Raw genomic sequence first — 13,151 nt, forward strand, 5'->3', positions numbered from 1 at the left:
TCCGCCGCTAACCATCAGGAGTGCAAGCACTCCATCAAGTCCGCTCGACTTGCATGTATTAGGCACGCCGCCAGCGTTCGTCCTGAGCCAGGATCAAACTCTCCATAAAAGAAGTTTTCTTACTTGGCAGAGCCAATGAGAAAATCTTCAAGGTGTTTGAAATGCTCAATTCGTTACTAGCTATGATGTCTTCCGATTGGAATCCATCGTATTGTTGTTTGGATTTTGACGTGATCCATTTGTTCAGTTTTCAAGGAACTTGTGTCTCGCACGTTCACCGTGACAAGATGTTATGTTACCAGCTTCCGTTCTTCGTGTCAAGCGTTTGTTTCACATTTTATTGTGGCTCATTCGGTTGACCCTCATGTCTCGGAAGCGACAAGAAATAATGTACCACATCGAAAAACAAAATACAACTTGTAGTTTTTTACAAATGACTATTTAAATAAAAAGCCGGCCCCGAAGGACCGACTTTCCTATGGCTATGGCTATATAGAGAGTTTACTAACCAAGCAACCGAAGCAGCTCCGCTTCATCATCAATGACTGTCACACCCAAATCACGAGCTTTGGTCAGCTTGCTGCCAGCGCTTTCGCCAGCGATAACGAAATCGGTTTTCTTTGATACGCTGCCCGATATCTTTGCGCCTTGCGCCTCCAGCTTTTTCGCTGCCTCATCACGCGTCAGGGTTGGCAGGGTCCCTGTAAGCACAACGGTCTTGCCGCTGAACACACTATCCGTACGTACTTCAGGCAGCTTCTCAGCTTCTGCTCTAATCCCAGCCGCGCGCATCCGATTGATACTATCAATCATAGTCGGGTCAGAGAAGAATCCGACAATGCTGTCGGCTACAATGCCTCCGACATCGGGCAGCGAGACCAACTCCCCAGCTTTTGCCTGCATGACCGCATCCAAATCACGATAATGATCGGCCAGCATTTTGGTTGTGGCTTTACCCGTATTCGGAATACCCAATGCGAACAGGAAGGCAGCCAGATCTCGTCCCTTCGATTTCTCCAGCGCATCTAACAGCTTCTGGGCCTTCTTCTCGCCGAATCGCTCGAGCTTAATTAAATCGTCAAAGGTCAGCACGTACAGATCAGCCGGATCTCTTACTTCACAATCGGAATAAAGCTGTTCTGCTGTCATGATGCTGAATGATTCAATATCCATAGCATCCCTGGAGGCAAAATGAGTAATCCGTCCAATCGTTTGCGGACGACACCCCAGCTTATTGTTACAGAACAAATGAGCACCTCTCTGCTCAAGTAATGTTCCACATGATGGGCAGACAACTGGAAAAACGATTTCTGCGCCTGGTTCGTCATCCGCCTTCCCCAGTATTTCCGGAATAACATCATTCGAACGGCGGATCGTCACCAGCGTTCCAAGCGCATGCTTCAAGTTCTTGCGCTCAATGTCTCCAATATTGTTCAGCGTACAGTTCTGTACCGTAACCCCTGCCAAATCAACCGCTTCTACCCGTGCCACCGGCGTGATTTTGCCAGTACGGCCAACTTCCCACGATACGGATTCCAGAACGGTCGACGTTTCCTCCGCCTCGAATTTAAACGCAACTGCCCAGCGAGGGAACTTATCCGTATAGCCAAGGGCTTCTCTTGTTCTCATATCGGTCAGCTTCACAACGGCTCCATCGATCAGAAAATCGAACGAGTCCCTGCGCGCCGCAATCTGAACCAGCTCCGCAGCTACATCCTCTATAGAATCCGCATACTTCACATACGGATTCACTTTGAAACGGTTATCCTTCAAGAATTGCTGCATTTCCCGATGATCGGCGAACGATACACCTTCAGCATAACCAATATTATAGATAAAAGCGTCCAGCTTCCGCTCCGCGGTCACAGCAGGGTTTAGATTGCGAAGAGCGCCTGCCGCCGCATTACGCGCGTTTTTCAACGGCTCAACCGCCGTCTCGTTATATTTGGCAAGCACGGATAAGCCCATGATGCCTTCTCCTTGCACCTCTATAATGCCTTCAGTGAACGGAATCGTTAGCGGAACAGAACGAATGGTACGCACATTAGACAAAATGCCTTCGCCAATCGTACCGTTGCCGCGGGTGGACGCCTGGATAAGCTCCCCATTCTCATAGGTCAGATTCAGCGTAAGGCCGTCGAATTTCAATTCAATCACATAGCTAGGCTGGGGCAACGGCTCCTGATCGGGATTCTTTGCGTTAAAGTCGGCAATGGCTCGCAGCACGCGGGCATTCCAAGCGAGCAGATCCTCTTGATCCTGCGCCTTGTCCAGGCTCCACAGACGCGCTCTATGGCGATGGGGCTCGAAACCCTTGAGCAGTTCCCCGCCAACTCGCAGCGTAGGAGATTCCGGTAGCGTCACTCCAAGGGAACGCTCCAGGGACACAAGCTCATCATAGAGCTTGTCATAATCCGCGTCATTCAGCTTCGGTTCGTCTTGCGTATAATAGTAATAATTGTGCTCCGTAATGAGAGCAACAAGCTCTTTCATCCGTTCCATGCCTGCGTTCACTTGCAAGCCTCCTTCATGCATCGTCTTTCTCGATTATGTTCAACGCAACCCGGCTTCATTCCTTTTGGCCGGGAAGAGATTATTATAATTTTGTCAGCGGAGCAAAAGCAGCCAGCAAGCGTTTAATGCCGACAGGGGCAGGGAATGCAATCTGCAGCTCCATATCGTTGCCTGCTCCCTTCACAGACACAACCGTGCCCTCTCCCCATTTGCCATGGGCGACGCGGTCGCCCGCTGCAAATTCTGACGGCGAAGACGACGCAGCTCCGCCTCCGGCAGGCGAAGGTTTGCCTCCCCTTGCAGTATCGAGCGAAGTCGTCACGCGAACGCCCGCTCCCGGCGCACGGCTGCTGCCCGCGCCAAACCCAGGCGTACGTGTTGAGCTGGAAGGTGCAGGCGCACTCATCCCGACTCTCCCGCCGGAACGCGCATATCCGCTGCCGCCAATACTTGTCGATACGCCTTCCTTCACATCCTCCGGAATCTCCTCAAGGAAGCGCGAAGGCATATTCATACCTGTCCGTCCGAACAGCGTACGCATCCGCGCACAGGTCAGGTAGAGCTTCTCTTCGGCGCGTGTGATACCTACATAAGCAAGGCGCCTCTCTTCTTCCAATTCCTCATTGTCCGCCAGCGCGCGGCTATGAGGGAAGACCGACTCCTCCATTCCAATGATGAATACCATCGGGAACTCTAACCCCTTGGCGCTGTGCATCGTCATGAGAATGACCGCATCGTCGGCCTTTCCTTCTTCTTCCTCGTCTTTATTCATGGAATCGATATCTGCGATCAAGGCCAGATCCGTCAGGAAGGCGACGAGCGACTTGTCCTCATTCCGCTGCTCAAAGTCCATTGTTACCGACAGGAACTCGTCGATATTCTCCACACGAGCCTTGGATTCCAGCGTATTCTCGCGCTGCAGTTCGATCCGGTATTGGGACAGCTCCAGCACCTTTTCCGTCAATTCGGTAACAGTCAAATAATCGACCATAGCAGTTAAGTTATAGATAAGTCCATAGAACTCGCCGAGCAGCGTGCGCGTCCGGCCATTCACATCCAGATCGCCCATGCCTGCAAGCACTCGATAGATCGACGTCCCTCGGCGAGCCGCCTCATCGGCCAGCTTCCCAACGGTCGTATCGCCGATCCCCCGCTTCGGAACATTGATAATACGTGTCAAGCTAATGTCGTCATCGGGATTGGAGATCAGCCGCAAATAAGCAAGCAAGTCCTTGATCTCTTTCCTGTCGTAGAACTTGATGCCGCCGACAATTTGGTAAGGAATATCCGATTTGATCAAAATTTCCTCGATTACCCGCGATTGCGCATTGGTACGGTACAAGATGGCATGATCGGAGAATCGGCGGCCTTTATTCACATTTTTGCGAATCTCGCCCGTCACATAATAACCTTCGTCATGCTCGGAGTCGGCTTGGTACAAGGCAATCCGGTCGCCAGGACCTTGATCCGTCCATAGCTTTTTCGGCTTGCGCCCTGTATTGCGCTTAATAACCGCATTAGCTGCGTCCAATATATTAGAAGATGAGCGATAGTTCTGCTCCAGCATGATCGAACGAGCTTCCGGATAATCGCTTTCGAAGTTCAAGATATTCGTAATATCTGCGCCCCGCCAGCGGTAGATAGACTGGTCGCTGTCGCCGACCACACATATATTATGATGCTTGTCCGCCAGCATGCGGCACAGCATGTATTGCGCGCGGTTCGTATCCTGATATTCGTCAACGTGAATGTAGCGGAACTTGTTCTGATAGAACTCCAGAACCTCCGGCATTTCTTTAAATAGCTGAATCGTCTTCATAATAAGATCGTCAAAGTCCAGCGAGTTATTGCTCTTCAGGCGCTTTTGATACATCGTATACACCTTTGCCACGATACCCTCGAAATAATCGCCGACCTTCTCCTCATATCGCTCCGGTGAGATCAATTCGTTTTTGGCAGTGCTCATGGAGGCTTGTACCGCTTTCGGCTCAATCTTCTTCGTATCGATATTCAGATCCTTCATACAGTTGCGAATGACAGACAATTGATCCGATGAGTCCAGAATCGAGAAGTTGGAGGTGAAGCCGATGCGATCGATATCCTTGCGCAGAATTCGCACACACATCGAGTGGAAAGTGGACACCCAGATATCTCTGCCGGATGGCCCAACCAGCGAGCTGACCCGATCCTGCATTTCTCTAGATGCTTTGTTAGTAAATGTAATCGCCAAGATGCTCCACGGCGCCACCCGCTTCTTCTCAATTAAATAAGCAATGCGGTGCGTAAGCACGCGGGTTTTCCCGCTGCCCGCTCCCGCCATAATGAGCAAAGGACCTTCCGTCGCCTGCACGGCTTCACGCTGCGGCGGATTAAGCTTCTGTACAGCTTCGTCGATCCCGATTTTATTGAACATATTGAACATGCTTCTAACCCCTTTGTTCGCCATTTGTTCGCCTTATTTCAGTTTAGACAAGGACTACATGCGTGTCAATTTGCGGTTTCCGATTATCGCTGGAAATTCGGCATTTCCCCCCTAGAGACAGCTGCCGGAGAGCATATGTCCGTTGCAGGTTGTCCGGCAGCCGCATCTACTAGTGGGAAAGGAGGTGATCCTATGGCTAGTTTGATTCTGCCACGTTCGATTTCGGTAGCCGTCGACTATTCCATTCTGAACTACTTCATGACGGCGCCTGTCGGCGGCATAGCGCTCGCCGCCAATACCGCAACGGATATTGGTCCTGCCGAGGAATCATGGCTTGACGACACCGGCACTGCCGTTACCCAATTCGCCGTTAACGTCAGCACTCCTCCACCAGGAACGGAATATGCTTATCAGCTTATCGTGGACGGCCAGGTCCAGGAAGAAGGACTCGTGACAACCGTAACGGATACCGCGCTTTCGCTTACATCTGCGACAGCGGCGACCATTCCGTCGGAAGCCCGTGTTGTTTTCACCATCTTCCAGGTCGTCACCACGTATTCTTAATCGCCACAAACAAAACAACCGAACACCTGACGTAGACTTAACTGGCTACAGGGTGTTCGGTTCGTTATGGTCTCATCACAATAAATTGCGCAATGATGCGTGAATCAACTGGCGGCGGCTGATCGGACTGAAATTGGATGCCGCCATGAGCAATATGATATAGTTCTGGCGCTTGCAGCATGCCGTCCACAAACACATTAGCCAGCAGCAGCTTCCCCCTTGCCGGTATACAGCTTTTATACCCTGGCGTCGCATCCTCATTCCAGAACGATCGCTTCACACCGTCTCCTTGCGCATAATAATAATAGACGCGCAGCCAGGTACGGCGCTTTCTTCTCCGAGACTTCCGGCATCGACTCCTGCAGCCGGCAGTTCTGTTAAGCGCTCGCCGACGTCGCTTCAACAGCTTGGCAATCGCTGCTTTCATTTTCTCATTCCCGCCCCGCCTCTCGACTTCTATTCCATTATAGTCGGAAGAGGAGCATAAGGCCGCCGTCAAAGGTCTATTTTTGCAGACTATCTACAGAAAGGACTGTGGACAATGCAGCTGCAAGATCCGTATAAATGATATTGCCAACGACGATTGTATCCGCCAACTCTGCCGCTTGCCTCGCCTTCTCAGCAGAATCGATGCCCCCGCCATAGAATAGTCTCGCTCCGCCGCAAACACTTCTGGCACTCCGCAGCATCTCCATGTCTCCGAATCGGCCGCTGTATTCGATATAAATGAGGGGCAATCTCATCAGCTGCACCCCCATACGGATATGGGCAATCAGCTCATCAGTCCCAAGCTCCGTCTTGGCGCCCGTCAGCTTGGCAGCGGTAGCATCCTCGTTCAATATAAGGTAGCCCTGCGCCGCAGTCTCCTCCCACGGCACGAACGTCCCATACTCCTTCAAACCTTCGATTTGGTTGCCGAGTATCCACTCCGAGCGATCCGTATTCAGCACGATGGGAACGAAATACCCGTCAAACCCCGGAACCGCTCCATCCATGGTGGATACCTCCAGCGCACAATCCAATTCGTAACGGCGGACACGCGACATTAAATCAACCGTATTCTCAAAGGTTACGCCACTGGAGCCCCCGATCATAATCGCATCTGTGCCGGAGGTGCAGAGGGCGTCAAGCGCTTCATCCGATATCATTTTGTCGGGATCAAGCTTAAAGACATGCCGCCACTTCCCAAACCATTCTTCCTTCATCTATCTGTACGCCTCGCTTCTTATCCAATCAGAATAACGTTGACCGTACCCTACACCGAAATGGTGCAAGTCTGTTCGGCAGCCGTATTCCTCTATGCTAAGTCAGGGCATGTCGTCTGTCAAACCCGCTTCTGCTTCTGGATGCGTTCGCGCAGCATATTCATAAATTCCTGATCCGACCCCTCTGGCTCTTGAATACGTTCCATATAAGCCAGCGCTTCTGCAGGATTGCCATCTTCCTTACCAATACCTTGATCAGTCATCCTTGCCAATACACGCAGCGCATGGTCATTGTCTCCTTCGCGCTTATACGCTTCAATCGCTTCCTCATAACGAGCGGCGACCACAAGACGGTCCCCCTCAGACAGCCCCTCTTCCGCCATGCGGAAAATCGGGGTAACCGCATCTTCATGCAGGAAGTATCCCGCTGAGCTCGACAGCTTGCGGTCATGCTCGTCGTACGCGTCTACCGACCATGCGAATTCCCCGCCAGGATAGAGCATACCCAGCAGTCCGGCCGTATTGAGGGTCACTTCTCCATCTTGCCCATAGCTCTTTCCATACATATTATAGTTGCTATTGCGCTCACGAATGGAAAATACAGCTTCTTGGCCGGTATATTTATGATCTGATAACGCGGTAGTCGTGGCACCCCTGTACTTGCCGTTCCGATCGCGGTGCATATAGGTAATGTTAAGCTTGTAATAAGCCGCTCCCTCATAAGACTTCCACTGAAGCCGCAATTCATCTCCTTGTATGAGCTCATTGCGCCCCGGGGATACCGCCATTACTTGCGGCACAAATTGCACATCCTGCACCGCTGTTGCCACATCGTCAATGACAGCCGTCTTCGATTCGGATTCCGTCATGTAATACCCGTTTATCTGCTCCGTCCGTACCCCAACTGCTACATCGTATTCGCCTGGGTCAATGCCATAAAACCGATACCGTCCGTCCTCATCCGTAATCGTTGCCGGGTAATGGGTGAGCGGAGGGGAGTGATAGGTTGAATCGTTCGCACGCTGAATCATGACAAAAGCATTCGCAACAGGCTGGTCGCCGATGCGGACAACGCCCTCCAAAGACGGCAATCCTTTCTGCTTATGCCTGGACTCCAGTATGGCCAAATAAGCCCCTTGTTCTTCCTGAGATCGCCACCCCTCTTGGCCGAGCCGCTCTATCTCTAGCAGCAGATTCTCCGCGCGATCCCAATTGCCCATCCAGAAATGCATCAATGCCAGGTTATAAGCAACATTGGACATCTGTTCCGAATGACCATACTGTGCGAGCAGCTTCTCCAGCTTATTGATGATGTCCGTACGCTCCTCACGATTAAGCTGTTTACTGCCATTACCACTGGATGATGCGCCTCCGGATGATTTGACGAAAATATAATCCATCTGGCCTATCCCCATCTCGCTCGTGATATCCATAGCAAGCCGATTAATGGCAGGTCTCGCATACTCATCATTCGGGAACCATTGCAGCAATGCCTGATTATAGCCTTGATGGTATAAATAAGACGGGAGCTCCTTATAGCCGAACCATCCCAGCAGCAACAGCGTAGCCAACATACCCGCCAATGTTCTTACCTTTATCCGCATTAGCGATTCTCCCCTTCCAATTGCGAGGCATAAAAAACGCCTGCGGTCGATACGATGATTCGCTCCTCCTGCTGAGCATCCTTCTCTGACGTATCCGCCGTCATATTCGCTTGCATGGAGTGAGCTTGCTGCCAGCCATACAGGGGTATTGCGATCATTAGAAGCATCACGGCGGCAGCGACCGGCGCCGGAATACGAATTTCCCGATTCCACCATGAAGGCTTCGGCGCAGCAGCGCGCCTCAGAACGGCCGCTTGCATTTCTTCGCTGAACACCACTGGCTCCATCTCCCCGCGAAGCTGATCACGAAATTTTTTATCCTCCCCAGCTTGATTCATACTCCCAGCCTCCTTCCTCCAATTGCTGCTTCAACTTCTTTCTTGCTCTATGCAGCTTGCTCTTCACCGTGCCCTCCGACTCTTGCAATACAGCGGCTATCTCTACAGTCTGCATCTCATGAAAATAATAAAGGACGACAACTTCCCGATAGAGCATGGGCAATCTGCCGATCTCCTCTCGCAAGGTCATTTTGTTCAGCCAGTTCGCGGATCCGGGCTCCTCATTGCCAGACAACATAGATCCGTCCTCAATCACTTTCTCCAGATCCATACGCTCTCTCAAAAAAAGCCGTTGCCAGGACGCGCGCCTCATCCGGCTTCTGCACAAATTAATCGCAATACGGAGCAGCCAGCCCTTCAACGTGCCGTCTCCCCGGTATTGATCCGCCTTCCGGAATGCAGTCAGGAAGGTCTCCTGACTCACATCCTCAGCCAGATACCTATCTTTCAGCAGCAACGTAGCCGTTCGAAGCACATCGCTGCCATAACGCTCCATCAACCAGGCCAATGCGATCTCGTCGCCCCTCTTCAATTGTTCGATCCGCTGCCGTTCCCCGTCCATCCTCTCACCTGCCTTACCGGTCCATAACATGCGTTAACCCTTCATACCATCAATCATTAACCGGGTAAACATAGCCTGTCGCACCTCTCTACAGTATACGATGCGTTCAACATGCCTTCAGGTTGCATATTTATACAAAAAGAAGCCTTCCACTAAGGAAGGCTCTCTTCAACTCTCTATTTCACCAATTGTCCGCGCGTTACGCCCAGTTGATTAGTCGCTTTCAGGCTGCGCCATACTTGCGTGCCGCTAATCCTTCCGTCGAGCGCATCCCGGTACAATGACAATACCTCGCTTACCTTATCGCCCGTCTCTTCCAGAAACTCCACGCGGAAGTGCTCTACGCCCAGCTCTATGAAGTTGCGGATATATTCCGCACCGGATTGCTCAATCGCATTGTATACCGTGTTGCGGCAGCCTTCATCCACACGTACGGGATGGGACATGCCGATGCGGTCTTGCAGTGAAGCCCGATGCTCTTCGCAAGGTCTTCCACAGTTCGTATAATCCGTGCCTTCGCTCATGAACGTACAGTAGACACAATGCTCCGTATGGAACATCGGCATATGCTGATGAATCACAACCTCCAGCTTCGTCGTATCCGAACGCTCCAGCAGATCGACCATCTGCTGAATATTCAGGTCATACGAAGGCGTAATCAGATCAAGCCCTGCCTCTGCAAATAGTTTAACGGCTTTATGATTCGCCACATTAAGCGAGAAGTCGCCGATCAGCTTAGGGAACGGCTTGTCCGGGTTCATCCTGCGTTCGCGCAAGTAATAATACAGCGCGCCCGTATTCCGTATCAGCACCGCATCCGGCTGCAGCTTCAGAATATTGGCATGGTAGCCATTCTCGCGAGGCATATGAATGCGCGGTGTAGCAAGCGCAATCGGAGTGCCCGCCTTGCGTGCCGCCTCTACGGCCGCAGGGAATTGCTTAATGAACTCGAAATCGGCGTAAATATACGACACGCCTGCGTGAATCGCTGCCTCAACCTGCTCCAGGCTCCGGCAGAGCGCCGTCAGCTGCGCGTTCTTCCCATTTCGGGTTGCGACCAGCGATGCATCGCTGTTCTGATGCGCATCCGCAAAAGCATCCACCTCATGCTTGATATATCTCGGCGGCTTCGGACGTTCGCCTGCCAGCTGCTCCACCGCTTCGCGGCGAATCCGGTTCAACTCACGGATCGGCACGATCAAATCGCCTTGCAAGGCAATTTCCAGTGAATCCAGCTGATAGACCGTTCCGCCGAGACGACCCAATTGGTCCTCCAGCAGGGCAGCATCCATCGGACGCTTCTGTGCCGCTTCAAGCGGCATCTCAGATACGACCTCGACTGTCGTTCCTTTTTGTACATCCGTCCAAATCGTACGAAGCGGCTCGCCGACTGTTCCCGTTACGCGGACTTGCAGCGGGAATACCCGGTAGGGCTTCTCCGTCTCAAAGGTCGCTCTAAGCCGCTTGTCCAGCGCAGGGTCACTAGTCTTCCATACCCGATCGCCTACATGGACTTTCCGCAAGTCAACATCATTGCGGCCTGGCACAATCTCGATCAAAGCCCCTTCAGGCGCCTCGCCTTCCAGCTTCACGCCTTGACGCCGCAAGTCATAGATCCGTCCGCCTTCTTCCTTCTTCGTCGGATCACCCGCATCGAAGACAATGCCGTCGCCGCGCTTGGTCGGCGCGTCCAGACGAATCGTTACGGCATCGCGCATCACACGCTCTACTCTGCCAAGATAAACGCCGCGGCTCTTCGGGAAGGTGCCTTCCACCAGCTGCTTATTATTCGTGCCATCCAGGAAGCCGTGCGTAAATCCGCGAGAGAAGCTCTGTTGCAGCTCTCGTACGTCTTCCTTCGACGGCTTGGAACGATCGCCGTCAAAATACTTGTCAATCTCAGCACGGTACTTACTTACAACATTCGCTACATATTCAGGACTTTTCAGCCTTCCTTCTATCTTAAAAGAAGTGACACCCGCTTCAATCAGCTCCGGCACCAGATCGATCGCCGCCAGATCCTTCGGCGAGAGCAAATAAGCGACATCGCCCATCGGCTTATGCTCGCCATCCACCATCAGATCATAAGGCAATCGGCATGCTTGCGCACACTCGCCGCGGTTAGCGGAACGCCCGCCCCACATCTCCGACGTCAAGCATTGGCCGGAATACGACACACACAACGCTCCATGCACGAATACTTCCATCGGAAGCTTCGCCTGCTCGCCGATTGTACGGATCTGCTTCAGATTGTTTTCCCGTCCCAGCACGACGCGCTCCATATCGAATGGCTTCGTAAACTCTACGGCCTCAGGCGAAGTAATCGTCATCTGCGTGGAGCCATGGATCGGGAAATCCGGCGACAGCTCGCGAATGAGCTTCACAAGACCCAGATCCTGGACAATGACAGCGTCCACGCCGGCATCGATACACATCTCGATCAGCTTCTGCGCATCTCGCAGCTCATCTTCGAAGACAAGAATATTAAAGGTCAGAAAACCTTTAACTCCATAGGTATGAAGAAACGCCATAATCTCCGGCAACTCCTCCGAACGGAAGTTGTTCGCCCGTGCTCTTGCATTAAACTTTTCCACGCCAAAAAAAATCGCATCTGCCCCGTTGGCGACAGCCGCCCGCATACAATCCCAATCGCCGGCAGGTGCCAGCAATTCTATATCCGATCTTGTTATCATCTATTTTCGATTCCTCTCATCGCAAGATTATCACAACTTGCGCCATATCTTTCATCTATAAGCATTGCCTTTTGCTTCTACTATTCTAACAAACAGCGCCATTTGATTCCACAACACATTGCTGCCAGCTCATTGCTCATATCGCTTTTGCCCAGTTATTATGCTATTTTGCCAAATATGAAGTTGCACACATCTCTTGCACAATGGGAGATGCTATACTATAGCTGACTTTGAATTCGATCCATCGACATGGATTCAGGAGGTTAATCATTTATGAAATTAGGCGTATTTAGTGTACTGTTTTCGGGACGGACTTTGGATGATGCGCTCGACTATATCGCGTCCAAGGGACTTGAAGCTGTGGAGATCGGGACAGGCGGATATCCAGGCAATGCCCATTGCGACCCGGATACGTTGCTGGCTGACGCGGGCAAGCTGAAAGCGTTTAAACACGCAGTAGAATCACGCGGGCTAATGATCAGCGCACTGAGCTGCCACGGCAATCCGCTTCATCCGCAGAAGGGAATCGCGAAGGAGCATGACGAGCTGATTCGCAAAACGATTGAACTGGCCAACCGTCTTGAAGTTGGCGTTGTCAACACATTCTCCGGCTGCCCTGGCGACCATGAGGATGCCAAATATCCGAACTGGCCTGTCGCTCCATGGCCGAACGAATATCAAGAAATCTTGACATGGCAATGGGAGCAAAAAGTTATTCCATATTGGTCTGAGATCGGTTCGATCGCTACGGATGCAGGTGTCAAAATCGGACTTGAGCTGCATGGCGGATTCTCCGTTCACAGCCCGGGTACACTGCTTCGCCTGCGTGAAGCAGCCGGCGATGCCATTGGCGCCAACCTTGATCCAAGCCACATGTGGTGGCAAGGTATCGATCCGGTACAAGCCGTTCAAATTCTGGGACGTGAAAATGCAATCCATCACTTCCACGCAAAAGACACGACGATTGATCCAATCAACGTAAACCGTCACGGCGTAACGGATATGCAATCGTATTCGCTTATGCTGGACCGCGCATGGCAGTTCCGTACTGTTGGCTTCGGCCACGATCTGAAGGTGTGGGCGGACATCATCAGCGCACTTCGTCTCGTAGGCTACGACTACGTTGTCAGCATCGAGCATGAAGATGGCCTGATGTCCATTGATGAGGGCTTCACCAAAGCCGTTCAAAACCTGCAGCAAGTGCTGATCCGCGAGCCGCTAGGCGACATGTGGTGGGTGTAAGCCATAA

At 52.0% G+C, this 13,151-nt stretch carries 10 protein-coding genes and 1 rRNA gene; 2 read left to right on the plus strand and 9 right to left on the minus strand.

The features are described from left to right. From AC0YNW_RS24290 to pcrA, 3 genes are all read right to left on the minus strand, one after another. Window positions 1-109 (minus strand): 16S ribosomal RNA (locus tag AC0YNW_RS24290); the annotation flags it as partial. Window positions 110-504: 395 nt separating this feature from the next. Next, entirely contained in the window at window positions 505-2,502 is a 1,998-nt protein-coding gene (gene ligA, locus AC0YNW_RS24295; protein WP_475834254.1) for an NAD-dependent DNA ligase LigA, read from the minus strand. 94 nt (window positions 2,503-2,596) lie between these two features. After that, window positions 2,597-4,927, minus strand: a complete 2,331-nt coding sequence (gene pcrA / locus AC0YNW_RS24300; RefSeq protein WP_475834255.1) for a DNA helicase PcrA — start codon at window positions 4,925-4,927, stop codon at window positions 2,597-2,599. A gap of 201 nt (window positions 4,928-5,128) precedes the next feature. Between pcrA and AC0YNW_RS24305 the strand changes: the two genes are divergently transcribed. Beyond that, window positions 5,129-5,500 carry a hypothetical protein gene (locus AC0YNW_RS24305; protein ID WP_387478883.1) on the plus strand — a complete coding sequence of 124 codons (372 nt, stop codon included), beginning with the start codon at window positions 5,129-5,131 and terminating at the stop codon, window positions 5,498-5,500. Window positions 5,501-5,564: 64 nt separating this feature from the next. Here the strand turns inward: AC0YNW_RS24305 and AC0YNW_RS24310 are convergent, their stop codons facing one another. From AC0YNW_RS24310 to AC0YNW_RS24335, 6 genes are all read right to left on the minus strand, one after another. After that, a complete protein-coding gene (locus AC0YNW_RS24310; RefSeq protein WP_475834130.1) occupies window positions 5,565-5,927 on the minus strand; it encodes a DUF4183 domain-containing protein in 363 nt (120 codons plus the stop codon). Between the two features lie 76 nt (window positions 5,928-6,003). Next, a complete protein-coding gene (gene pcrB / locus AC0YNW_RS24315; protein ID WP_475834131.1) occupies window positions 6,004-6,705 on the minus strand; it encodes a heptaprenylglyceryl phosphate synthase in 702 nt (233 codons plus the stop codon). 119 nt (window positions 6,706-6,824) lie between these two features. After that, window positions 6,825-8,309, minus strand: a complete 1,485-nt coding sequence (locus tag AC0YNW_RS24320) for a carboxypeptidase-like regulatory domain-containing protein (protein WP_475834132.1) — start codon at window positions 8,307-8,309, stop codon at window positions 6,825-6,827. Continuing rightward, window positions 8,309-8,647: a hypothetical protein gene (locus AC0YNW_RS24325; protein ID WP_475834133.1), complete on the minus strand. Its 339-nt coding sequence runs from the start codon at window positions 8,645-8,647 to the stop codon at window positions 8,309-8,311. Before AC0YNW_RS24325 ends, AC0YNW_RS24320 begins: the two co-directional genes overlap by 1 nt. Beyond that, the gene (locus AC0YNW_RS24330; protein ID WP_475834134.1) at window positions 8,625-9,239 is read right to left on the minus strand and encodes an RNA polymerase sigma factor; all 615 of its coding nucleotides are present in this window, start codon (window positions 9,237-9,239) and stop codon (window positions 8,625-8,627) included. Before AC0YNW_RS24330 ends, AC0YNW_RS24325 begins: the two co-directional genes overlap by 23 nt. A gap of 146 nt (window positions 9,240-9,385) precedes the next feature. After that, on the minus strand, window positions 9,386-11,902 hold the full coding sequence (locus AC0YNW_RS24335) for a U32 family peptidase (RefSeq protein ID WP_475834135.1): 2,517 nt from the start codon (window positions 11,900-11,902) through the stop codon (window positions 9,386-9,388). Window positions 11,903-12,175: 273 nt separating this feature from the next. Between AC0YNW_RS24335 and AC0YNW_RS24340 the strand changes: the two genes are divergently transcribed. Next, window positions 12,176-13,144, plus strand: a complete 969-nt coding sequence (locus AC0YNW_RS24340; protein WP_387478862.1) for a sugar phosphate isomerase/epimerase family protein — start codon at window positions 12,176-12,178, stop codon at window positions 13,142-13,144. The last annotated feature ends 7 nt before the right edge of the window (window positions 13,145-13,151 follow it).

The sequence above is a fragment of the Paenibacillus sp. J31R120 genome (assembly GCF_056269225.1).

Excerpts from the sequence above, each read along its gene's own strand:
- ligA (WP_475834254.1), bottom strand. The coding sequence starts at position 2,502 with ATGGAACGGATGAAAGAGCTTGTTGCTCTCATTACGGAGCACAATTAT.
- pcrA (WP_475834255.1), bottom strand. The coding sequence starts at position 4,927 with ATGTTCAATAAAATCGGGATCGACGAAGCTGTACAGAAGCTTAATCCG.
- AC0YNW_RS24305 (WP_387478883.1), top strand. The coding sequence starts at position 5,129 with ATGGCTAGTTTGATTCTGCCACGTTCGATTTCGGTAGCCGTCGACTAT.
- AC0YNW_RS24310 (WP_475834130.1), bottom strand. The coding sequence starts at position 5,927 with ATGAAAGCAGCGATTGCCAAGCTGTTGAAGCGACGTCGGCGAGCGCTT.
- pcrB (WP_475834131.1), bottom strand. The coding sequence starts at position 6,705 with ATGAAGGAAGAATGGTTTGGGAAGTGGCGGCATGTCTTTAAGCTTGAT.
- AC0YNW_RS24320 (WP_475834132.1), bottom strand. The coding sequence starts at position 8,309 with ATGCGGATAAAGGTAAGAACATTGGCGGGTATGTTGGCTACGCTGTTG.
- AC0YNW_RS24325 (WP_475834133.1), bottom strand. The coding sequence starts at position 8,647 with ATGAATCAAGCTGGGGAGGATAAAAAATTTCGTGATCAGCTTCGCGGG.
- AC0YNW_RS24330 (WP_475834134.1), bottom strand. The coding sequence starts at position 9,239 with ATGTTATGGACCGGTAAGGCAGGTGAGAGGATGGACGGGGAACGGCAG.
- AC0YNW_RS24335 (WP_475834135.1), bottom strand. The coding sequence starts at position 11,902 with ATGATAACAAGATCGGATATAGAATTGCTGGCACCTGCCGGCGATTGG.
- AC0YNW_RS24340 (WP_387478862.1), top strand. The coding sequence starts at position 12,176 with ATGAAATTAGGCGTATTTAGTGTACTGTTTTCGGGACGGACTTTGGAT.